Origin of the sequence: Pantoea sp. S61 (assembly GCF_016625145.1) — a bacterium.
In the GTDB taxonomy this organism is placed as follows: Bacteria; Pseudomonadota; Gammaproteobacteria; order Enterobacterales; family Enterobacteriaceae; genus Pantoea; species Pantoea rwandensis_B.
Window position 1 is genome coordinate 126321 of sequence record NZ_JACVUO010000001.1, and the last position, 21324, is coordinate 147644.

Annotated in this window: 21 protein-coding genes; 18 read left to right on the plus strand and 3 right to left on the minus strand. The window is 53.9% G+C overall.

Annotation, left to right across the window (positions count from 1 at the left end; translation table 11 throughout):
• The first annotated feature begins 13 nt into the window (after nucleotides 1-13).
• The 4 genes from IAE30_RS00665 (at nucleotide 14) to IAE30_RS00680 (ending at nucleotide 5682) form a co-directional block, all read left to right on the plus strand.
• A complete protein-coding gene (locus IAE30_RS00665; protein WP_200677808.1) occupies nucleotides 14-1045 on the plus strand; it encodes a LacI family DNA-binding transcriptional regulator in 1032 nt (343 codons plus the stop codon).
• 109 nt (nucleotides 1046-1154) lie between these two features.
• Entirely contained in the window at nucleotides 1155-3269 is a 2115-nt protein-coding gene (locus IAE30_RS00670) for a TonB-dependent siderophore receptor (RefSeq protein ID WP_045832489.1), read from the plus strand.
• An 11-nt stretch (nucleotides 3270-3280) separates the two neighbouring features.
• Nucleotides 3281-4288 carry an ABC transporter substrate-binding protein gene (locus IAE30_RS00675; RefSeq protein ID WP_370585430.1) on the plus strand — a complete coding sequence of 336 codons (1008 nt, stop codon included), beginning with the start codon at nucleotides 3281-3283 and terminating at the stop codon, nucleotides 4286-4288.
• A 335-nt stretch (nucleotides 4289-4623) separates the two neighbouring features.
• Nucleotides 4624-5682: an acyltransferase gene (locus IAE30_RS00680; RefSeq protein WP_200677809.1), complete on the plus strand. Its 1059-nt coding sequence runs from the start codon at nucleotides 4624-4626 to the stop codon at nucleotides 5680-5682.
• 40 nt (nucleotides 5683-5722) lie between these two features.
• Here the strand turns inward: IAE30_RS00680 and IAE30_RS00685 are convergent, their stop codons facing one another.
• Both IAE30_RS00685 and IAE30_RS00690 read right to left on the minus strand, forming a co-directional pair.
• On the minus strand, nucleotides 5723-6046 hold the full coding sequence (locus IAE30_RS00685; protein ID WP_200677810.1) for an AzlD domain-containing protein: 324 nt from the start codon (nucleotides 6044-6046) through the stop codon (nucleotides 5723-5725).
• Nucleotide 6047: 1 nt separating this feature from the next.
• On the minus strand, nucleotides 6048-6788 hold the full coding sequence (locus IAE30_RS00690; RefSeq protein WP_200677811.1) for an AzlC family ABC transporter permease: 741 nt from the start codon (nucleotides 6786-6788) through the stop codon (nucleotides 6048-6050).
• A gap of 104 nt (nucleotides 6789-6892) precedes the next feature.
• On the opposite strand from IAE30_RS00690, the gene IAE30_RS00695 reads away from it, so the two are divergent.
• From IAE30_RS00695 to IAE30_RS00740, 10 genes are all read left to right on the plus strand, one after another.
• The gene (locus IAE30_RS00695; protein WP_200677812.1) at nucleotides 6893-7726 is read left to right on the plus strand and encodes an AraC family transcriptional regulator; all 834 of its coding nucleotides are present in this window, start codon (nucleotides 6893-6895) and stop codon (nucleotides 7724-7726) included.
• A gap of 226 nt (nucleotides 7727-7952) precedes the next feature.
• Nucleotides 7953-9011 carry a nitronate monooxygenase family protein gene (locus tag IAE30_RS00700; RefSeq protein ID WP_200678334.1) on the plus strand — a complete coding sequence of 353 codons (1059 nt, stop codon included), beginning with the start codon at nucleotides 7953-7955 and terminating at the stop codon, nucleotides 9009-9011.
• 143 nt (nucleotides 9012-9154) lie between these two features.
• Nucleotides 9155-9589, plus strand: coding sequence for a RidA family protein (locus tag IAE30_RS00705; protein ID WP_200538475.1), 435 nt, complete (start codon nucleotides 9155-9157; stop codon nucleotides 9587-9589).
• Nucleotides 9590-9591: 2 nt separating this feature from the next.
• A complete protein-coding gene (locus tag IAE30_RS00710; RefSeq protein WP_045832495.1) occupies nucleotides 9592-10266 on the plus strand; it encodes a DUF1028 domain-containing protein in 675 nt (224 codons plus the stop codon).
• Nucleotides 10267-10280: 14 nt separating this feature from the next.
• On the plus strand, nucleotides 10281-11432 hold the full coding sequence (gene argE, locus IAE30_RS00715) for an acetylornithine deacetylase (protein ID WP_200678336.1): 1152 nt from the start codon (nucleotides 10281-10283) through the stop codon (nucleotides 11430-11432).
• Between the two features lie 229 nt (nucleotides 11433-11661).
• On the plus strand, nucleotides 11662-12810 hold the full coding sequence (locus IAE30_RS00720) for an ABC transporter ATP-binding protein (protein ID WP_045815585.1): 1149 nt from the start codon (nucleotides 11662-11664) through the stop codon (nucleotides 12808-12810).
• Nucleotides 12811-12813: 3 nt separating this feature from the next.
• Nucleotides 12814-13809 carry an NAD(P)H-quinone oxidoreductase gene (locus IAE30_RS00725; RefSeq protein WP_200677813.1) on the plus strand — a complete coding sequence of 332 codons (996 nt, stop codon included), beginning with the start codon at nucleotides 12814-12816 and terminating at the stop codon, nucleotides 13807-13809.
• A complete protein-coding gene (locus tag IAE30_RS00730) occupies nucleotides 13806-14420 on the plus strand; it encodes a glutathione S-transferase N-terminal domain-containing protein (RefSeq protein ID WP_200677814.1) in 615 nt (204 codons plus the stop codon). The genes IAE30_RS00725 and IAE30_RS00730 overlap by 4 nt, the downstream gene beginning before the upstream one ends.
• Before the next feature lie 12 nt (nucleotides 14421-14432).
• Nucleotides 14433-14882 (plus strand): type II 3-dehydroquinate dehydratase, encoded by a 450-nt coding sequence (locus IAE30_RS00735; protein WP_200677823.1) that lies wholly within the window; start codon nucleotides 14433-14435, stop codon nucleotides 14880-14882.
• The gene (locus IAE30_RS00740; RefSeq protein ID WP_234465477.1) at nucleotides 14879-15808 is read left to right on the plus strand and encodes a glyoxylate/hydroxypyruvate reductase A; all 930 of its coding nucleotides are present in this window, start codon (nucleotides 14879-14881) and stop codon (nucleotides 15806-15808) included. The genes IAE30_RS00735 and IAE30_RS00740 overlap by 4 nt, the downstream gene beginning before the upstream one ends.
• Nucleotides 15809-15814: 6 nt before the next feature.
• On the opposite strand, the gene IAE30_RS00745 is transcribed toward IAE30_RS00740, so the two are convergent.
• Nucleotides 15815-16777, minus strand: a complete 963-nt coding sequence (locus IAE30_RS00745) for a LysR family transcriptional regulator (RefSeq protein WP_200677825.1) — start codon at nucleotides 16775-16777, stop codon at nucleotides 15815-15817.
• Nucleotides 16778-17121: 344 nt separating this feature from the next.
• On the opposite strand from IAE30_RS00745, the gene IAE30_RS00750 reads away from it, so the two are divergent.
• The 4 genes from IAE30_RS00750 (at nucleotide 17122) to IAE30_RS00765 (ending at nucleotide 21266) form a co-directional block, all read left to right on the plus strand.
• Nucleotides 17122-18153, plus strand: a complete 1032-nt coding sequence (locus IAE30_RS00750; RefSeq protein ID WP_200677827.1) for an ABC transporter substrate-binding protein — start codon at nucleotides 17122-17124, stop codon at nucleotides 18151-18153.
• Between the two features lie 64 nt (nucleotides 18154-18217).
• Nucleotides 18218-19072: an ABC transporter permease gene (locus tag IAE30_RS00755; RefSeq protein ID WP_045832503.1), complete on the plus strand. Its 855-nt coding sequence runs from the start codon at nucleotides 18218-18220 to the stop codon at nucleotides 19070-19072.
• A 1-nt stretch (nucleotide 19073) separates the two neighbouring features.
• A complete protein-coding gene (locus IAE30_RS00760; protein WP_045815577.1) occupies nucleotides 19074-19892 on the plus strand; it encodes an ABC transporter permease in 819 nt (272 codons plus the stop codon).
• A gap of 123 nt (nucleotides 19893-20015) precedes the next feature.
• Nucleotides 20016-21266 (plus strand): NAD(P)/FAD-dependent oxidoreductase, encoded by a 1251-nt coding sequence (locus IAE30_RS00765; protein ID WP_200677829.1) that lies wholly within the window; start codon nucleotides 20016-20018, stop codon nucleotides 21264-21266.
• Nucleotides 21267-21324 lie beyond the last annotated feature (58 nt).

Sequence of the window (21324 nt, forward strand, 5' to 3'; positions counted from 1 at the left end):
ATCAGAGTGAAAAATGGCAACCATAGTTGAGGTGGCGAAGGTCGCAGGCGTATCGAAAGCCACGGTGTCACGTGTGCTGTCCGGCAACGGTTATGTCAGCGAAGAGAAGCGGGAATTGGTGTTTAAGGCCATCGCGGAAACCGGCTTTCGCCCCAATTTGCTGGCGCGAAATCTGGCAACCAAGTCGAGCCAGACTATTGGCCTGGTGATCACCAACACCCTCTATTCCGGCAGCTATTTTACTGAGCTCATGCAGCATTCCGCCCGACTGATGGAGCAGCAGGGGCGACAACTGCTATTGGTGGATGGCAAACACAGTGCGGAAGAGGAGCGTGCTGCGATTCAATTTCTGCTCGATTTGCGCTGTGACGGCGTCATCATCTATCCGCGCTTTCTCACTCCCGATGAAATGGACGCCATCATTGATCAGCACCCGCATCCGATTTTGGTGATCAATCGCCGTCTGCGGCAACACGACAGTTACTGCATTTACGCCGACCAACAGCGCAGCAGTGCCGACGCTGTGGAAGCGTTAATCAAACGGGGTCATCGTGACATTGCCTTTATCACCGGTTCGCTCGATTCACCCACCGGACGGGAGCGCCTGGCGGGTTACCACTCGGCGCTGGCAAAACATCAGATTCCTGTGCAGCAAGCGTTAATTATTGAAGGGAAGTGGCAGGCGCAAAATGGCGTGGCGGCGGTGGACACGTTGTTGAAACAGGGCAGCCGCTTTAGCGCGTTGGTGGCCAGTAATGACGATATGGCCGTAGGGGCGTTAAAAGCGCTGGCCTCAAACAACATTGCGGTTCCGGCACAGGTATCCGTGCTGGGATTTGATGATATTCCACTGGCCCCGTTTACCGTTCCGTCGCTCTCCAGCGTGAAAATGCCGGTAACGGATATGATTCAGGAAACGCTCTCACGACTGGTCTCCATGCTCGACGGGGGCGAAATGCGCAATCGCCAGCGCTTTTCTGGTGAAGTGGTGATGCGAGAATCCATCGGCCCCGGGCCTTTCGCCCAAAAAACAGTGACGGATTAGTAATATAACGCTGATAAACAATAGGTTGACGAATTTTATCGATATATAATCGAAAATATAGCGATAGTCTTACGCGTTCCCCCTTTTTGTCAGTCATCCTGGAAATGTCATGTTTATCAAGCGTATCACCCTGGTGAAAACAGGTTTCACCAGTGCCATGTTATTGTCCTCCGTTCCGCTGTATGCCACATCCGAGCAACCGACACTTGCTGTTACTGCTTCTGCAAATCAACCCTCTGCGGAAACCGATAAAAAAGCCACCCTGGGCAATCTTGGTCAACAGGAAGTGCGCAATACGCCCTGGTCGGTGCAAACCGTGTCACCTGATTTGATGAAGCGCCAGCAGTTGAAAAGTGTGAGTGATCTGTATCGCTATCTGCCCTCGGTGCAGGGAGAGGGCGCGCGCCCACAAACGCGAGGCATGCAGGGAAGTGTGGTGCAGAACAGCATGATCGATGGGCTGAATGTGGTGTCGACCACCGACTACGCCGCCGAGCAGTTTGATCACATTGAGATATTGAATGGTCTTGCTGGGTCTCTATACGGTCCGGCCAACCCTGCGGGCTTATTCAATTTCGTTAGCAAACGCGCCAGTGACGCACCGCAGCACGCCATTACCGTCGGCGCAGGCACCGGATTAACCCATCAGTTGGCCGGTGATTTCAGCGGGCCGCTGGATAGTCATGATCGCCTGCGTTATCGCCTTAATGTCCTCGATGACGAGGGCGATGGCTATGTGAAAGGCAGCAAAGTTCGCCGTCAGCTGTTCAGTCTGGCGCTCGATGCCAATTTGACTGACCAAACGGTACTGGAAACCAACTTTAGCTATTACCACTTTTACGACAAAGGGCTGCCGGGTAAATTTGCGCTTGGCAAGGGTTTGTCATTCCCCTCTGCACCCGATCCGAAAACGGCGCACCTGGGGCAATCTTATGCGGGTGATGACAACCACACGCTGACCGCTGGCCTGCATATCAAACATGATTTTAACGGAAACTGGCAGGGGGAAATCGGCGTTTTACGCCAGATTGCCGATCGCGAATCCACGGCGGTGACCAACACCTTCACCGACAGTCATGGCAATTACACCACAACCACTTCGTCTGCCACTGCCAGCCGCTTTACGATTAACAGTTACATGGCCAATTTGAATGGGGAAGTGGACACCGGCTGGATTCATCATCAAATCTCTACCGGTGTGCGCGGTTTTGTCTGGAAAAACGATAACCCGCGCAACGGTGCGACTTCGACTTTGGGCAGCGCTTCGCTGGATAATCCTCAGGCATTTGACGAACCGAATTACCCTGATTTTACCGACCGCTACCATTCCGCCACAGCGACCCAGCATGCATTTCTGCTCAGTGATAATCTGCAGTTCTCCCCGCAATGGAGCCTGTTATTGGCGGGCAGTGAGAGCCTGCTCAGTTCGTCTAACTACAGTAAAACCGGCAGCCGCAGCAGCGATTCAGCCAACAGCGGATTCAGCGGCGCTGCCAGCCTGATGTATAAGCCTGTGGATCCCCTGACGTTGTATGTCACCTACGCTGACAGCCTGCAACAAGGGGATATTGCGCCGGCCACAGCCAATAATGCCGGTGCCATTCTGGCACCGTATCGCAGCCGCCAGGTGGAAGTGGGCAGTAAGCTGGCGGTGAATAAACTGCTGCTAACCGCCGCGCTGTTCCAGATTAAACGCCCGTTTGCCTATACCAACAGCAGCGGCGATTACGCTATTGATGGCGAACAGCGGAACCGTGGGCTGGAACTGATGGCGGATGGTGATCTCTCCGAACGTTTGCATCTGTTTGGTGGCATGACGTGGTTAGATCCGCGTCTGCTGGACACCGCCAGCACGCAAACCGATGACAAGCAGATTGTCGGCTTGCCGCGTTACACCGCCAGCCTGTTTGCCGCTTACGATTTGCCGATGTTCAGCGGTACCGACATTCACGGCGGCATGCACTACGTGGGGCGCCGCACCACTGACAATCAGAATGACGGTTGGGTCGGCAGCTATACCACGCTGGATGCCGGTGCAGCTTACAAAACGCATCTGTTCGATACCGCCACGACTTTCCGACTTGATGTCACTAACCTGACCAACCGTCATTACTGGACCAATATTGTGCCCGGTGGTTTGAACGGATACAGCGGGGTAGGCTATGCCAGCGCTTCCCTCGGCGCGCCGCGAATGGTGCAGGTCTCCATGCAACTTAACTTCTAAAGGAGAGAACGATGAGCAATATGTGGCGTCGGTTATTACCGATGTTGATGGTGAGTACATTGGCTTCAGCCCAAACGGTGATTGATGACACTGGCAATCATGTCGAAATCAGCAAACCGGCGATGCATATTGCTGACGCCTGGTTTGCGCATCACTCGTTATTAATGACCCTGGGGGCGGGGGATCGCATCGTGGCCACGGTGAATCATCCTGCTGACCGACCGTGGATGTTTAAAGTTCAGCCGTCTCTTCATCAGGCATTGCAGGCGAAGGGAAAATCTTTCGCCAGTGAAGCGCTGGTGGTGCGTCACGTTGATGCCATCTTTGTTCCAGCGAATGATCCTGACGCAGAATCGTATCGACTTGCGGGTATTCCGGTACTGGCAATGAATTTCGACGATTTCGCGTCCATGAAGCGTTCACTGATCACGACAGCGCATGTGGTGGGCACGCCAGAGGCGGCGAAACGAGCAGAAGCTTATAACCGCTACCTTGATCAGCACATTGCTGACATCAGCGGGATAACGGCGGGTTTAAGTGAGGCACAGCGTCCACGGGTGTTGCATATCCAGTCGCTGCATCCACTAAAAGTCGATGGGCGCAATACGCTGATTGATACCTGGATTCAACTTGCGGGTGGTCGTAATGTCGCTGCGGGTATTGACGGTAATATGAAGCCCATTTCGCCTGAAGAAGTGATTCGCGGGAATCCTGACGTCATCATCATTGGTGCGGGCGCCGGATCGCTGGCGGATTCAGAGTTTAAGACATTGTTTGGCAGCGTAAAAGCCGTTCAACAACATCGTGTGTGGCAGAACCCGGCAGGGGTGTTCCCGTGGGATAGTTACGGCACCGAAGTCGCGCTACAGATTCAATGGGCCGCCAAACAGTTGCATCCAGCGTTGTTCCCACAGCTTGATTTGGTGAGCGCTACGCAGGCGTTTTATCATCAATTTTATGACTATTCGTTGACGGCAGATGATGCGCAGCGAATTTTACAGGCGCTGCCACCGGAATAAATCGCAACTCTTTAAAAGGTGTCATTTTCAATTCATTAACGCCATTATTGAAAACCGATGAACAAACCCATTATCGCTCTGGTTATAGCTGGTTTGTTATTTATCCAATATAAGGGTTAATTAAGCAGAGCCATGATGATAAGCGCTGATAAATAGCCGGTTTTGGATGAATCATAACTGGATTAGGCAGTCCAGTGTAAAGTGATGCTTGGTCATTTATACATTAACAGAGCGTGTATTAAGTGAAATTTTAATCAGACTAAGTCTTATTGTGAGTAAAGAACTGTCAGTGCTAAGTTGAGTTTACACATCCGGACATCTTTCCTGAGGGAATTATGCACGCACGCATCAAGCATCTTGACGGAATGCGTGGTTTAGCCATCTTAATGGTCATTGGTTACCACGCCTATGCACGCTGGCCAGAACTCTTGCCCTATACCAACCTTACACAACATATTCCTGTATTTTCATTCGGCTGGCTTGGTGTAGAGTTATTTTTCATGATATCTGGCTTTGTCATTTTTATGACGCTGGATAAGTCAGACGGCTATATCAGCTTCCTAAAAAAACGCTGGCTACGCCTGTTTCCTGCCATGTTGATTGCCAGTTTATTACTTTATGCTGTGGGCGGACTTTTCCCTGAGTGGTCAGTGATGACGCCTTATGTCAGGAATCTGCTGCCTGGGCTGATCTTCACCAATCCTGAAACGCTGACACAAATAACCGGTATTGAATTTAAATCGATGGCTGGCTCATTTTGGTCGCTGTACGTGGAAGCCGTATTCTATCTGATCATTGGCGCCATCTATTTTACTCTGGGACGAAAATATTGCTTGCCGGGCTTGCTGGTGCCCATGCTGCTGTTATCTGCTTCGTCGGTATTAAAATCGTTAGGCCATCCCATTTTTATCGATGTTATCGCTAAATTTGGTTTTATCCACTACGCGTGGTTTATGATCGGTTGTCTGGTGTATGAAAGAATGCATGGCCGTGACAAAGGCTTTCATTATGCGGTTGTGGTTGTCGCGATACTCATTAACCTCAGCTACTACGTTAAAAATGCGGGTGCCCTTACGGTCATTCCCTTACTGCTGGTCATGCTTTTCTTTATTGCCAGTTTTTATTCAAAACAACTGGAACGTTTGTTATCCGTTCGATTTTTCACTGCAATAGGTTTTGCCAGTTACGCTTACTATCTGATACATGAAAACCTCATGATTGCCATACTGATTAAAATGAATGTGCATATCAGAAGTGAAACAGTCATGCTGCTGATGCCGATTGTGGTCGCCGCAGGACTCTATTATTTGGCCTGGTTTATCACCAAATATCTCGAACCGGCGTTGAGAAATATGTTGAAGGGAAAACGGACACCTGCACCAGAGGCGGGTTGATATCACGGTGCGGAATGCATTCCGCACCCATTGTTTCACGTTATAAACCAAATCCATAACGCAGCGCAGTATACGCCACCATGCCTGCCAGGACGGTGGCAAACAAACCCCGCGTGACAATGCCGGTGATCGCCGCAATCAGCGCCGCCAGTAATGATAAACTCAAGCCAGAAGGCGTTAACGCCGGTTTTTCGATTAATTCGGCCGTGACAATGGCCGCCATGATGCCCGCAGGAATAAAGCTCAGCCACTGTTGCGCCAGCGGAGCGAGTCGGAAGTGGGAAAGCAGCAGAATCGGGCCGACACGCATCACGGCCGTAATCAGCGCGGCCACCACAATGGTCATCAGGACATTCCGTTCCATATCAGTTTCCTTCCTTGTGCTGCATACGTAACAGCAGCGTGGCTAAACTTGCGGCAATCGAGGCGGCGATGATGACGACCACGCTGAGATCGAGATGTCCCGCAGAGAAAAAGGTCACCAGCACGGCAACCACAATCGCCAGTGTTTCCAGCCATTTACGGCGACTGGCGAACCACGTCATTAAAATTAGCCCAATAAACATCGAAACCAGACTGAAACTCAACCCAGCCATCAGTGATTCGGGGACGGCAGAAGCGGCATAAGCGCCAATCACGCAGGCAATAATCCAGTTCAGCCAGGCGGGCAGGTTGAGACCGAACATCCAGGCGAAGGCGATTTTGCCGTGTTGACTGCCGTGCTGTACTGCGACACCGAAGGTTTCATCGGTGAGCAGCAGGCCGCTGACGACTTTTTGCCAACCGCTTTGGCCCCGGAAAAACACGCTAATCGCCGAACTCATCAACAAATAACGCAGGTTAACCAGCATGACGCTCAACACCACCGAGGTCATTTCTGCACCCGCGGCCCACAGCGAATAAAATAAGAACTGCGCCGAGCCGGTGTAAAGCAGCGTCGCCAGCAGCGCGGTTTGTAATACGGAAAAACCGGCCAGCGTACCAATGGCACCCGCAGCAAAACCGATACTCAGATAACCTGGCACGGTAGGTAAACAGGCGATAAAACCCGCGCGAAAACTCAGCGGATCGCTGTGTTTCGGCAGGGTCTGACTCTTCGACGACATAACAATTTTCCAAAACCTTCTCAACAGATGCACCCATTTTAAGCCACTCTGTTCAAGGCTATAGTAAAATCCTGCTCCCGGAGTACATCAGCGAAGGATTTGTGATGCAGGAAAAACGTGATGACATCAAATTGTGGCGTGACCGTGCGATGCACGGCGGTATGGAAATCCTGCGTGCGCGTTGTTACGAGCACAGTTATCCTCCACATTTTCATGATGAATTTGTGATTGCGGCATTTGCCCGAGGGGCACAACGTACCCGCATTTGCCGTCAACAGGGCATTGCCGCCGCTGGCACGGTGATGGTGATTCTGCCGGGAGAAGTGCACACCGGAGAAGCGGTGCAGCGTGAGGAAGGCTGGGATTACTGCGCGTTCTATCCTTCAGCCGATCTGGTCAATGAGATTGCGGAGTCACAGATCGCTGGAAAAGGCGAACTCAATTTTGGTGCGGAAGGGATGCGTTATGATCCGCTGCTGGCGCAGCAGATGCTGCAGGCTTCCGCCGTGATGCAAGAAAGTCCGGACGCTGTGGAAAAAGAGTGTGCGTTGTTTCAGGTGCTGAGCACGCTGATCCGTCAACACGGCGAACGCACGCTCAAGGGCGGCGAGCGGCACGCGTTACGTGCCGACATTCGGCAGGCGATCGATTTCCTGCACAGTGATTACCATCAGCCGCTGGCGGTCAGTGAAATCGCTACCGTTGCCGGGTTAAGCGAATACCATTTTATGCGCACCTTCCAGAAGCTGACCGGCTTATCGGTACATCAATACCTCACACAGATTCGCCTGATGCGGGCAAAACGACTGTTGTCACAAGGCTTCGATGCCGCGCACACCGCCAGTGAAGTGGGCTTCTTTGACCAAAGCCATTTCATCAAGAAGTTCCGCGCCCATTTTGGCATCACGCCAGGTGCATTTGCAGCGGCATCGCAGTAATGGATTAAGGACATTGCCATGATTTCCCGCCATAAACCCAATGAACAGGCGACGCCGCTGTCGGTCGGTTTCGTCTTGCTGAACCGCTTTACGCTCCTGCCGTTCGCGGCTTTTGTTGATTGCCTGCGTATGACTGCGCAATCAGATAAATCATGTTTAGTAAATGCCCCGTCGTCCTGGTGCTGCTTAAGGCTGAATCATTAAAGGAGTAACGATGAATAACAATATGATGAACGCTCTGTGTCAGGCGCTTCAGTTGCAATACCCGCTTATTCAGGCGCCGATGGCGGGCGTCTCCACGCCTGAAATGGCTGCTGCCGTCTCCAATGCCGGTGCGCTCGGTTCAATCGGCGTGGGGGCATCCACTCCTGAGCAGGCGGCAGTGATGATCGCGCAAACGCAGGCGCTTACCCATGGCCCCATCAACGTTAATCTGTTTTGCCATGCACCCGCAGAACGGAATGTTGCGCGTGAGCAGGCGTGGATCGATCGCTTTGCGCCGTTGTTTGCGCGCTATGACGCCGCGATACCTGAGGCGCTCACCGAGATCTATCAAACCTTCCTGAATAATGACGCGATGCTCAGCGTCATTGAGCAGTCGGCACCGGCAGCGGTGAGCTTTCATTTTGGTCTCCCTTCAGCGGCAGTCATTCAGCGACTCAAGGCGCGAGGGATCGTCTTACTGGCCACGGCGACCAGTGTGGCGGAAGCCTTGACTATCGCGCGCAGCGGCATTGATTTCATCGTGGCGCAGGGGATTGAGGCAGGCGGGCATCGCGGGCATTTTGATCCTCAGGCTTTCGACCATCAAATGTCGACGTTCACGCTGGTGCAGGCAATCCGCCAGCACACTGCGCATCCACTCATCGCAGCGGGGGGCATCATGGATAGCACGGGTATCGCTGCCATGTTGCAACTGGGCGCAACCGGTGTTCAGTTGGGCACCGCCTTCTTGTTATGCCCGGAATCAGCAGCGAACGCGGCTTATCGCGCGGCAATGAAACAGGCCAGTGCAACCGGCACCGAACTTACCGCTGCGATTTCTGGTCGTCAGGCGCGCTGTTTACGCAATGATTTCTGCGATTTCAGCCGTGACTTCGCGGCCAGTGATGTGCCGGATTATCCGTTGACCTATTCGCTAGGCAAAGCGCTGGCTGCTGCCGCTGCGGCGAAACAGCACCACGGCTATGGCGCGCAGTGGGCTGGGCAGGGTGCGGCGCTGGCGCGAGAAATGCCTGCAGGGGAACTGGTGTCATGGTTGATGAATGCGTGCCAGGGCGAATAAAAGTCTATCTGCCTTTCGTGGCAGATAGCATCTGATTCACCGGATTAGGATTTTCAAAACCAACACCTCGGTTAATGCTGTTTTGTCTGCCGCGCGCCGCGCGGTATACCTTGCGGGACATCCACACATCTTCGCAGGCAGACATGAGCACACATACACGCATCCGCAAATTCAACACCAAAGAAACGTATCCTAATCAAAACCTCGACAACGATCTTTGCCAGGCTGTGCGTGCCGGCAATACCGTTTACGTACGCGGTCAAATCGGTACTGACTTCGAGGGCAATCTGATTGGGCTTGGCGATCCGGCGGCACAGGCCGATCAGGCGATGAAAAACGTGAAGCAACTGCTGGAAGAGGCGGGCAGCGATCTGTCACACATCGTCAAAACCACCACCTATATTATTGACCCACGTTACCGCGAGCCGGTTTATCAGGTCGTGGGTAAATGGCTGAAGGGCGTGTATCCGATCTCAACCGGGCTGGTGATTTCAGGGCTGGGTCAGCCGCAGTGGCTGATGGAAATTGATGTGATCGCCGTGATCCCGGACGACTGGCAGCCACAAGCAGGAGTCTGATCATGACGTTATCGATTGTTGGGCGCTGTGCCGAGACCGGTCAGATGGGTATCGCCATTAGTTCATCCAGTATTGCCGTCGGCGCGCGCTGCCCTTGGCTGCGCACGCAAGTTGGCGCCGTTTCCACGCAAAACATCACCTTGCCGGCTCTGGGCCCACGCATTCTGGATCAGCTGCAGCAGGGGCAGTCTCCTCAGGCTGCGTTAGCCGCCGGGTTAGCGTCGGATGATTATCATCAATACCGCCAGATCACCGTGCTGGCGGCTGATGGGCAAAGTGCCTGCTTTAGCGGAGATAAAACCCTAGGCATAAACCATATGCTGAGTGGCGTGGATTGCGTGGCGGCAGGGAATTTACTGGCCAATCCCGAGGTGATCGTCGCGATGGTTAATGCCTTTGAGCGCAGCGAGGGGCACCTTGCCGATCGCCTTCTGTGTGCCATGCAGGCCGGTATGACGGCGGGAGGCGAAGCCGGGCCGGTGCATTCGGCAGCACTGTCGATTGTGGCTGAACCTGTCTGGCCGATCGTTGACCTGCGCATTGACTGGACGGAGGCCGACCCCATCGATGAACTCAGCACACTGTGGCAGGCCTATCAGCCACAAATGCAGGATTACGTGATCCGCGCGTTGGATCCGACAAAAGCCCCCAGCTATGGCGTGCCGGGCGACGAGTGATGCAAGGGACTTCTATGGTGACCAGCCGTACGTTACTGGCTCAGCTGGTGGCATTTGATACCACCAGCCGCGAATCCAATCTGGCGCTGATCGATTTTGTCTGGCGCTATCTGACCGATCTGGGTGTGAACTGCGAACTGATTCATAACGCTGAGCGGAGTAAAGCCAATCTTTATGCCAGACTCGGTCCTGCTGGCAAGGGCGGTGTGATGCTCTCAGGGCACAGCGATGTGGTACCCGTGGATGGGCAAACATGGAGCGTTCCGCCTTTTGCGCTGACCGAGCGTGACGGCAAGCTCTACGGGCGCGGCACCGCGGATATGAAGGGCTTTATCGCCTGCATGCTGGCGGCCGTGCCGCATTTTCTGGCACAACCTCTTACTCAGCCGCTGCATCTGGCGATCTCGTATGACGAAGAAGTGGGTTGTCTCGGCGTCCGAAGCTTACTGGAGGCTTTAGCGCAGCGCCCGGAAAAGCCGGATATTTGCCTGATCGGCGAACCCACCGAACTGCAACCGGTTTTAGGCCACAAAGGCAAACTGGGCATGCGATGTGAAGTGCAGGGTGCGGCGTGCCACTCTGCATATGCACCGCAAGGCGTGAATGCTATCGAGTACGCGGCAAAATTGATTCATCGTCTAACCGAGATCGGTGAGCGCCTGGCCGCCCCGGAAAATCAGGATGCGCGATTTGATCCGCCTTACACAACGGTGCAAACCGGCGTGATTCAGGGGGGGCGGGCGCTGAATATTGTGCCGGCAGAGTGTTGTTTTGATTTTGAAGTCCGCACCTTACCCAAAGATGATGCGCAGCAGGTGGCAGATGAACTGGAACATTACGCGCAGCACGACCTGTTGCCTCGCATGCAGGCAGTGAATCGCGACACTTCAGTTCGTTTCACTCCTATTAGTGGTTATCCCGGTTTATATACTGACGCGCACAGTCCCGCCGCGCGTTTGATTGCGCACCTGACCGGCTCCGATCGCTTTAGCACGGTGGCTTTTGGCACCGAGGGCGGCTTATTCCATCAGGCTGGTATCCCGAGTGTGATCTGTGGTCCTGGCAGTATGGCGCAAGGGCATAAACCCGATGAATTTATCAGCCTTGAACAGCTGAGCGCTTGCGATGCCATGTTGCGGCGGTTAGCGGAATGGATGTGTCATTAGAGTGACGTTGTCACTCATCACGATTCCCCTTTAAGCCGCCTCTTCAGTCAATTCGTCCAGATTCTTTTTATTCGCACACCCGACTGAAGGGCGCGGCGCCGGAGCCGCGCGCGCATACTTTCCCTGCTTTAACTTTTCTAAACACCAGCTTCAGGAAGCACTAACCGCATGATGCGCGCATTCACCGTATGCTGGTGACAAGCAAAGTTAGCCCGTTTCTGGAGAGTCCATGGTCAGTGCAGAAGTCACCTCGTTCCCGCAGCCCGACGTGCTGCATCCTGTCGCGAATAAAGCCAACGTTGCCGTGCAACTGGATGGCGTACTCAAACGCTTTGGCGATGCCATTGCGCTACACAAAATTTCATTAACCATCGAAGAAGGTGAATTTATTACGCTGCTCGGCCCATCAGGCTGCGGCAAAACCACGCTGCTGAACCTGATGGCAGGCTTCGCCGAAGCAGATGGCGGTGAAATTTTTATTGATGGCGATCTGGTCACCGAGATCCCACCTTATCAGCGTGAAATCGGTATTGTTTTCCAGAACTACGCACTGTTCCCGCACATGACCGTCGAGAAGAATGTCGGTTATGGTTTGCGCATGCGTGGTGTGCCCAAAGCGGAAATCGCTGAACGCGTAGAACAGGCATTAGCGCTGGTTAAACTGGCGGGCTACGGTCAGCGCAAGCCGCGTGAACTTTCTGGTGGGCAGCAACAGCGTGTCGCGCTGGCGCGCGCTCTGGTGATTCGCCCGAAAGTGCTGCTGCTGGATGAGCCGTTCTCCGCGCTGGATAAAAATCTGCGTCTATCGATGCAGGTCGAGTTGAAAGCGATTCAGCGCAAACTCGGCGTCACCACGGTATTTGTCACCCACGATCAGGGCGAAGCGCTGAGCATGAGTGACCGAGTCGTAGTGATGTCTGCTGGACATGTTCGCCAGATTGGTACCCCGGATGACATCTATCGCCGTCCGCAGGATCCTTTTGTCGCGGGATTTGTCGGCGATGTGAATATCCTGCCAGGCCACTACGCTGGCCGCGATAGCACCGCCGTTATAGAGCTGGGCGGCAATAAACTGCGTCTTCCGGCTGAGCGTGTGAATGCCCATGTGGGGGAACGCCTTGATGTCTACATGCGCCCAGAAAACCTGCAACTGGCCCCGCTAAGCCCGCACTCCCTGTTCAGCGCCACGGTGATTACCCATGTATTCCAGGGCGACCATGTGGATGTGCATCTTGATGCGCCGGCATTGGGCAGCGCGGCGTTATTTGCGCGTCAATCGGGACTCGATTCCCTGACACGCTGGCCGGTGGGCAGTGTGGTGGGCGTGAGCGTTGATGATGAAGGTGTTTGTGCGTTTAGCGCGGCGAAGCAAGGATAATCGATGTTACCTGAAATGATGAACGCTGTGATAGCACGCCAGCCCGGCGGCCCTGATGTGTTGGCCTGTGTCAGCCGTCCTGTGCCGCAACCGGCTGCTGGAGAAGTATTAATTCGCGTCACCTGCGCCGGCGTAAATCGCCCGGATATTATGCAACGTAACGGTATGCCGCTACCGCCAGGCACCACTGACATTCTCGGGCTGGAAGTCTCAGGCACCGTGGTCGCCCTCGGCGCGGGTGTCGAATACCCGGCTGTCGGCAGCGCCGTTATGGCGTTACTGAGTGGCGGCGGCTATGCCGACTATTGTGTCGCGCGTGCCGAACTCTGCCTGAACGTCCCGCATACCCTGCCGCTGGATCAGGCAGCTGGCGTGCCGGAAGCTGCATTTACCGTCTGGCATAACTTGTTTGAGCTGGGCCGTCTGCAACCAGGTGAAACGGTATTGATCCATGGCGCAGCCAGCGGAGTGGGCACCTTTGCGATCCAATGCGCCCAGGCATGCGGTGCTCAGGTGTTCGCGACTGCAGGCGGTGCCGACAAAATCGCAGCACTGCAACAGCTTGGCGTTTGCCGTGCCATTGACCGACATGGCGAAGATTTTGTTTCCGTCATTGAGGATGAAACCCAGGGCCGCGGAGTGGATGTGGTGCTGGATAACGTGGGCGGCGATTACGTGGCGCGTAACCTCAGCGTCCTGGCACCCGGCGGACGCCACGTGAGCTTGTCGTTTATGCAGGGGGCGAAAGTTGAGATCGACTTGCAAATGGTAATGCGCAAAGGGTTAAGCCTGACGTCATCCACCTTGCGTCCTAAAAGTGCCGCTGAAAAAGCGCGGCTGGCGCAAAGCATCAGCAAGCATCTGCTGCCTTTGTTGGCGAGCGAAAAAATTGTGCCGATCATTCATACGACACTCCCGCTGGCGCAGGCCGCCGACGCCCATCGCATTCTTGAAGCCAACGCCAACATCGGCAAAGTGCTATTAAGGGTGGCGCCATGATGCAGCTCTTTTACGCCAGCACCTCGGCGTATGTTCGCAAAGTCATGGTCTGTGCACAGGTGTTGGGTTTAGCCGACGCGATCGCGTGGCTGGATTCGGCGGCACATCCTGTCGAACGGGATGAACGGATCGCCGCGTTTAATCCTCTGGCGAAAGTACCGGCCTTGCGAACCCATCATGGACTGTGTCTGTATGACAGCCGCGTCATTTGTGAATATCTGAACGCGCTGTCACAAGGCACGCTGTTCCCCGCAACCGGGGATGCACGCTGGCAAAGTCTGACAAGACAGTCATTGGGCGATGGCTTAATCGATGCCGCCTTATTGGCCCGTTATGAATTTAGCGCGCGCCCGGAAGAGAAACAGTGGCAGAACTGGGCCGACGCGCAGTTAAAAAAAGTCTCCGCTGCACTGGGCGAAATTGAACGACAAGTTTCGCGATTCAGCCAGCAGCCTGATGATATTGGTCTGATCGCGATTGGCTGTGCATTGGGCTATCTCGATTTCCGTTTCGCGACGCTTAACTGGCGTGATAGCTATCCGCTGACTGCCGCCTGGTTCGCGCATTTTGATGCTCATCCGGCGATGCTCGCAACGCGTCCGCACGTTTAATCAGGAGTTTTCATGTCACAGCAAATCTATTTTCTGAATGGACCCAACGCCAATTTGTACGGCCTGGACAAGAATGGCACTTATGGAAGTGAGAGTTTTGTCAGCATCGGTGAACGCTGCCAGCGCCGCGCGGTGTCACATGGCGTGGTATTGCACTTTCGTCAGAGCAACCATGAGGGTGTGCTGGTCGACTGGGTTCAGGAAGCGCGACAAAATGCCGCAGGGCTGATCATCAATGCAGCCGGTTTGACCTACAGCTCCGTGCCGATTCTGGATGCGCTGCTGATGTTCGATGGCCCGATCATCGAGGCACACATGAGTAACATCTGGAAGCGCGAGCCGTTTCGCCATCACTCCATGGTGTCGAAAGCGGCAACCGGTGTGATCGCGGGGCTCGGTGTGCTGGGCTATGAACTGGCGATTGATGCGGTCGTCACGCTTATCAAGGCGGATGTGGCATGACAACGTTGGTGTTTTACAGCGAATTCGACAGTTTTTCCGAGTGGTCAGCATTACTTGCGCCGCATCTGCCCGGTGTGACAATTTGCCGTGCCGAGGAGGTTCAGGACGCCAATGACGTGCACTTCGCGCTGGCGTGGAAACCGCCACACGGTTTCTTTGCCCCGTACGGTAATCTTAAGCTGTTGGTGAATCTTGGTGCCGGTGTCGATTCGCTGGTGGGGCGCGATGATCTGCCGGATATTCCGATTATCCGCCTGTCCGATCCTGATATGGCCAGGATGATGGCCGGCTATGTGCTGTTTGCGGTGTTGCGCTATGCACGCGATATTCCGGCATTTGAACGGGCGCAGCGTGAGCAGCGCTGGCACTATCTCCACCCTCGGGTGCCATCAAGCGTGCGGGTTGGCGTGATGGGTTTGGGAGAGTTAGGGGCTTTTGCGGCGCAGGAATTAGCACGGCAGGGGTTTACTGTACGCGGCTGGTCGCGTTCGCAAAAAACCATTGACGGCATTCAATGCAGCAGCGGGTTGGCATCGCTGGATGATTTCCTCAGTCAAAGCGACATTTTGGTCGTGATGCTGCCCCTCACGCCTGAGACTTCCGGTTTACTGAGTCAACAACGGCTGGCGCAGCTGCCAAAGGGGGCGGCCTTTATTAATGTGTCACGCGGCGCGATTGTTGATCAGGCTGCGCTGACCTGCGCGCTGCAATCGGGAGATATCGCCGAAGCCACGCTGGATGTGTTTGACCGCGAACCGTTGCCGCCGAAAGATCCGCTGTGGCGTATGGAGAATGTGTTAATTACCCCTCATCTGGCCTCGGTCGCCATTCCCGCCAGCGCAGCGTTACAGGTTGCTGAAAATATCCAGCGGGCCGCGCGCGGGGAAGCGGTCTCCAATCAGGTGTTCCCGGAGCGCGGATACTAAGCGTCTTCAGGCGACGCGCACCACTTGTGGGTCGAAATAGCTCGGTGCTGCCATGCCTGGTATGTACTGATCGGAAATGAACATCTGGCAGCGTTCGGCAAAGGCGTTCACCACCATCGATTGCTGGGTGTTGGCCATCGTGGCGTAGCCGAGCTGCATCGGTTTGTTCACTCCCGCAAGGCGCACCCGGATCAGCCGTTTACCATCCTGTGAGAGGTGCGCTTTCGGGCGCACGTTGGCAATGCCAAATCCCACGCCGTTGGCCACCATGGCGCGCACCACTTCAATGTTGCTCGAACGCATGACCACATTCGGCGCCACGCCCGCTTCACTGAACAGGCCGAGAAAATATTCGCGGCTCCAGGGCATATCCAGCAGCACCATCGGCATCGTCGCCAGATCCTGAATAGTCACCGCCGATTGTGTCGCCAATGGATGATGTTCGCCCACCATCACATACGGCGGCAACTGCGCCAGGGATTTAAACGCCACGTCATTAGCGGGCACTAAATCATAAGTGAGGGCGATGTCGATATCTGCCGAGCGTAGTTGCTTCAGCAATTGCTCGTGGTTGCCTTCGACCAGGGTGATACGTACGCCAGGAAAGGCGCGACCAAAGCCAAACACCAGTTCCGGTGTCAGCATCGGTGCCAGCGTATCCAGACAGCCTACGCGCAGCGGGCCGCGTACGTTGTTGAGTGACTCAGAGGCGATGGTATAGAGGTTGTTCATCTGATCCAGAATCAGCTTGGCTTCTTTTAACACCTGATGACCAATCGCCGTCAGGGAGACGCCCTGCGCATGGTGACGCACAAACAGCTGCACCCCCAGTTCAGATTCGATGTGTGTAATGGCTGCGGAAATCGACGGTGATGAAACGTGAATACGTTCCGAGGCACCAATAATGCTTCCGGCCTCACCGGATGCGACAAAGTATTCCAGCTGGCGCTGGGTGATGCGACTGAGCATGCAGATTCTCCTGGGATCGCCGACGCGATCGTGTCGCGCCAGTCATTCTAATAGTGCCGATTACCCTGCATTAATCATGCCAGAGGCCGGTTAACACCATGATCGCCTGACCGTACCATCACGCCCATTCGCTTCTGCCTCATCACTGGTTAAGAAAATCCGTTGTAAAGCAGCGTCGTTTTTAGCCTCAGAAATCCTGATGCAAGGGCGAGGAAAAGGCTGTTTTACCGAATCACATCGCAACGGCATTATCCCAGCAACACCAGAAGAGTCCGATAGCACTGTTTTGGTGCATCGCGTTTCACCTTGCTGTTACAGCCATTTCATTCATTGGGGACGAAAATATGTTGCGTAAGATTTGTGCCTTAACATTGCTGACGACGAGTGTATTAACTGCAGGTAATGCAATGGCCGCCGACAAGCTGATTGTCAGCACCTGGGGCGGCAGCTTTAAAGACCTGATTGATGAAACCATCGCCAAAGAATTCACCAAAGAAACCGGCGTTGAGGTGCAGTTTGTGACCGGCGGTACGATTGACCGTCTCAATAAAGCCAAACTGGCGGGTGGCACACCGGAGACAGATGTGACCTTCACCACTGCGCACGTCGGCTACCTGTATGCCAATAGCGGCCTGTTTGAAAAGCTCGATATGAGCAAAATTCCTAACGCGGTCAATCTGGTTGAGCAGGCGAAGGTCAGCCCGTATCACCTCGGCGTGTGGGGCTACGTGTATACCATTGGCTATCGCCCGGATCTGGTACCAAAAGGTGAAACCTTTACCAGCTGGAATGACCTGTGGAAACCGGAGCTGAAAGGCACGCTGGCCCTGCCAGATTGGGATCCAAGTCATATTATTGCCGTTTCCGCCAAGCTCTCAGGTGCTGATGCCGCACATTGGCAGCAGGGCGAAGCGAAGATGAAAGCACTGATCCCGAACATCAAAGCTTTCTATACCGATGACGCCAACAGCCAGCAGTTGATCTCCACCGGCGAAACGCCAGTGCAGGTCATGCTGTCCATGAACGCCTACAGCATGATGGCCGAAGGGGTGAACATCAAACTGGCGATCCCGAAAGAGGGTGCCATTTTGGGTGTGGATACCGTCGGCATCAACAAAGGGACCAAACACGCCGATCTGGCATACAAGTTTATGAATATTGCCTTGAAACCGGAAATTCAGGAGCAGGTGGCGAAGATCTATCGCGGCAGCCCAACGGTGACCAACGCGCATATCGATCCGGAACTGGCGAAACTGCCTGGCATGTTGACCACACCTGCGCAGTGGAATGCCACCATCAACACCGATCCACAACTGCGTGCCGAGAAAACGGCCGAATGGCGCCAGTGGTTCTCTGAAAACATCATGTCTCATTGATTCGTTCATCACGGGCGGCCTCCGGGTCGCCCATAAGCAACACTTTATTCAGGCAGCAACGTCTATGACGAGAAAACCGACATTTTTACCCTGGTTCATTATCCCCGCCACACTGACAGCACTCGGACTGGTTGTCGCCATGTTCGCGGTGATGCAGTTTAGCGTGCGGGCTTATATTCCCGGTTCGCTCGACGTGGGCGGATTTACCCTGGCAAACTTTAACGGACTGCTGAAAAGCATTTACGCCGATGCTTTTATTAACACGGTGATGTTAAGTGCCAAAACTGCCATCTTTGGCTTGTTGATGAGTTATCCGCTGGCCTATGCGCTGGTGCGCACGCGCACCACCTGGATCAAATCGACGATTTTGATCATTGCGATTACGCCGTTGTTCCTTGGTGAAGTGGTGCGAACCTACTCGTGGATTATCGTGTTGGGAAACAGTGGCTTCCTGAATAGTCTGCTGCTGGCCACTGGCGTCATTTCAAAACCGATTCAGTTTATGTTTACCCAGAGCGGCGTGGTGGTGGCGCTGGTGCACGTCACCATGCCGATTATGGTGCTGATGCTGGCCACGGCACTGTCACATATCAATCCTGACTATGAAAAAGCCGCGACCAGTCTTGGTGCCGGCCCCGTCCGTACTTTGTTGACGGTGACGATTCCCTTATCGATCCCGGGCATCGTGGCCAGCCTGACCACGGCATTTGCCTGGACCTTCAGCGCCTTCGCCACGCCTCAGCTGATTGGTGGTGGGCGAGTCAGCACCGTGGCAACCATGGTTTATCAGCTTGGTTTCTCGTCAATGAACTTCCCGTTTGCCGCTGCACTCAGTATTGCCGGTTTGATTCTGACCATCCTGCTACTGATGGCATTGAAACGGTTGACCCGCTTCCTGCACGTCATGGGAGAACATTAATATGACCCGTTCGATGAACGATAAACTGGTGACGCTGGCCGGACGTTTGCTGGTTGCCGCCATCCTGATTTTTGTCATGCTGCCCACCATCGTGGTGTTTATCTCCTCGTTTAGCAGCACTGCGGTATTGTTCTTCCCACCGAAAGGCTGGTCGCTGCGCTGGTTTGAGCGTGCGGTGAATTACGATGATTTTCGTCACGGTTTCTATTCCGGGCTGATTGTCACCGCCTGGGCATCCTCGCTGGCTGTGATCATTGGTGCGACGCTGGCGATTGCCATTGAGCGCTACGCCTTCCCGTGTAAGCGAGTGCTGGAAGGTATTCTGTTATCGCCACTGTTTATCCCGCATTTCACCATTGGTTTAGGGCTGCTGATGTTGGTGTCACAGCTGGGGATCGGGCGTGGATACCCACTGGTCATTTTCTGCCACATCGTGCTGGTGTTGCCGTTTGTATTACGCAGCGTCTACGTTTCGCTGAAAAACCTCGAACAGCGTATTGAGATGGCAGCAGCCAGTCTCGGTGCCTCGCCGCTGCGGGTCGTGTGGACCATTACGGTGCCATTAATTTTACCCGGCCTGTTTGGTGGCTGGATGTTTGCTGCAATTCTCTCCTTTAATGAATTTACTGCATCGCTATTTATTACCACCCAGGCCACACAGACTTTGCCGGTCGCCATGTACAACTATGTGCGTGAATTTGCCGATCCAACGCTCGCCGCGTTGTCAGTGATTTATATTGCGGTAACGGCTGCCATGCTGATCATCGCGAATAAGTTCCTGGGGCTCGGAAAGATATTAAACGTTGAAGCCCGTCATTAACTATTCACCATGCGCTTAGGTTTTGCCGAAGCGCTGAATTAAAAAAGCTTGCTTAGCATTAACACGAACAATGATTACGATGATAAATAACCCATCGCGTTCAAATCTATTTAGGGATTTCACATGTCAGTAGAAAAAATTAATACCGTAATCGTCGGTGCTGGTCAGGCGGGCATTGCTATGAGTGAACATCTTTCATTGATGGGTGTCCCGCATATTGTATTTGAACGTTATCGTATTGCAGAGCGCTGGCGTTCAGAGCGCTGGGATTCACTGGTTGCTAATGGCCCCGCCTGGCACGATCGGTTTCCCTCAATGAAATTCGAAAATATTTCTCAGGAAGCATTTCCGCCTAAAGAACGCATGGCTCAATATTTCGAAGATTATGCCAAAATGCTGAATGCGCCGGTTCACACGGGCGTTGAAGTGCATCAGGTTGAACGTCTGACGGGACGCAGCGGTTTTAAAGTGCTGACCTCGATGGGGGAATTTGAAGCGGATAATGTGGTGGCGGCAACCGGGCCATTCCAGAAGCCTTCCTTCCCGCAGATCGTACCGGAAAGTACCCATCTGCATCAGATTCACTCCTCATCCTATAAGAACCCGCAACAGCTGCCAGAAGGCGGGGTGCTGGTGGTGGGTGCCGGCGCATCAGGCTCACAAATTGCTGAAGAGCTGGGTAAAACAGGCCGTAAAGTCTATCTGTCGGTCGGCGAGCACTACCGGCCACCGCGCTCTTATCGTGACCGCGATTATTGCTGGTGGCTGGGCGCATTGGGCTTGTGGGATGAAGTGAAAATCAAGCCGAAAAAAGAGCATGTTGCCTTTGCCGTGAGCGGCTATGAAGGCGGTAAAACCGTTGATTTCCGTCGTCTTGCGCATATGGGCATTACCCTGGTCGGGATTACGCAGCAATGGAATAACGGGGTATTGAGCTTTGCGGATGGTCTGGCAGAGAATATTGCCGAAGGTGATAAAGCGTATTTCGACGTGCTGCGTGATGCCGATGCTTATATTGAGCGTAACGGCCTGGATTTACCGCTGGAGCCACAGGCCTGGGAGTTATTGTCCGATCCTGACTGCCTGATAAATCCTTTAACACAATTAAACCTGGCTGAGGCCGGTATCACCTCTATTATCTGGGCGACAGGGTTTAAATTTGATTTTAGCTGGTTGCAGGCCGACGCATTTGATGAGAAAGGTGTACCTTTCCATAAGCGTGGTATTTCTGCAGAACGTGGCATTTACTTCCTTGGCTTGCCAAATCTGGTGAATCGCGCCTCCTCCTTTATTTACGGTGTGTGGCATGATGCAAAATATATTGCCGATCATATTGTGCTACAGAATGCCTATACCGACTACGAGAAGTCGTAAGTTATCTGTGTGTGTATTTGCGTGATCGCAGGCGGCTAAATGTTATTTTATTTGGCCG

Coding starts and splice junctions, on each gene's coding strand:
- IAE30_RS00665 (WP_200677808.1), top strand. CDS start 14: ATGGCAACCATAGTTGAGGTGGCGAAGGTCGCAGGCGTATCGAAAGCC.
- IAE30_RS00670 (WP_045832489.1), top strand. CDS start 1,155: ATGTTTATCAAGCGTATCACCCTGGTGAAAACAGGTTTCACCAGTGCC.
- IAE30_RS00675 (WP_370585430.1), top strand. CDS start 3,281: ATGAGCAATATGTGGCGTCGGTTATTACCGATGTTGATGGTGAGTACA.
- IAE30_RS00680 (WP_200677809.1), top strand. CDS start 4,624: ATGCACGCACGCATCAAGCATCTTGACGGAATGCGTGGTTTAGCCATC.
- IAE30_RS00685 (WP_200677810.1), bottom strand. CDS start 6,046: ATGGAACGGAATGTCCTGATGACCATTGTGGTGGCCGCGCTGATTACG.
- IAE30_RS00690 (WP_200677811.1), bottom strand. CDS start 6,788: ATGTCGTCGAAGAGTCAGACCCTGCCGAAACACAGCGATCCGCTGAGT.
- IAE30_RS00695 (WP_200677812.1), top strand. CDS start 6,893: ATGCAGGAAAAACGTGATGACATCAAATTGTGGCGTGACCGTGCGATG.
- IAE30_RS00700 (WP_200678334.1), top strand. CDS start 7,953: ATGATGAACGCTCTGTGTCAGGCGCTTCAGTTGCAATACCCGCTTATT.
- IAE30_RS00705 (WP_200538475.1), top strand. CDS start 9,155: ATGAGCACACATACACGCATCCGCAAATTCAACACCAAAGAAACGTAT.
- IAE30_RS00710 (WP_045832495.1), top strand. CDS start 9,592: ATGACGTTATCGATTGTTGGGCGCTGTGCCGAGACCGGTCAGATGGGT.
- argE (WP_200678336.1), top strand. CDS start 10,281: ATGGTGACCAGCCGTACGTTACTGGCTCAGCTGGTGGCATTTGATACC.
- IAE30_RS00720 (WP_045815585.1), top strand. CDS start 11,662: ATGGTCAGTGCAGAAGTCACCTCGTTCCCGCAGCCCGACGTGCTGCAT.
- IAE30_RS00725 (WP_200677813.1), top strand. CDS start 12,814: ATGTTACCTGAAATGATGAACGCTGTGATAGCACGCCAGCCCGGCGGC.
- IAE30_RS00730 (WP_200677814.1), top strand. CDS start 13,806: ATGATGCAGCTCTTTTACGCCAGCACCTCGGCGTATGTTCGCAAAGTC.
- IAE30_RS00735 (WP_200677823.1), top strand. CDS start 14,433: ATGTCACAGCAAATCTATTTTCTGAATGGACCCAACGCCAATTTGTAC.
- IAE30_RS00740 (WP_234465477.1), top strand. CDS start 14,879: ATGACAACGTTGGTGTTTTACAGCGAATTCGACAGTTTTTCCGAGTGG.
- IAE30_RS00745 (WP_200677825.1), bottom strand. CDS start 16,777: ATGCTCAGTCGCATCACCCAGCGCCAGCTGGAATACTTTGTCGCATCC.
- IAE30_RS00750 (WP_200677827.1), top strand. CDS start 17,122: ATGTTGCGTAAGATTTGTGCCTTAACATTGCTGACGACGAGTGTATTA.
- IAE30_RS00755 (WP_045832503.1), top strand. CDS start 18,218: ATGACGAGAAAACCGACATTTTTACCCTGGTTCATTATCCCCGCCACA.
- IAE30_RS00760 (WP_045815577.1), top strand. CDS start 19,074: ATGACCCGTTCGATGAACGATAAACTGGTGACGCTGGCCGGACGTTTG.
- IAE30_RS00765 (WP_200677829.1), top strand. CDS start 20,016: ATGTCAGTAGAAAAAATTAATACCGTAATCGTCGGTGCTGGTCAGGCG.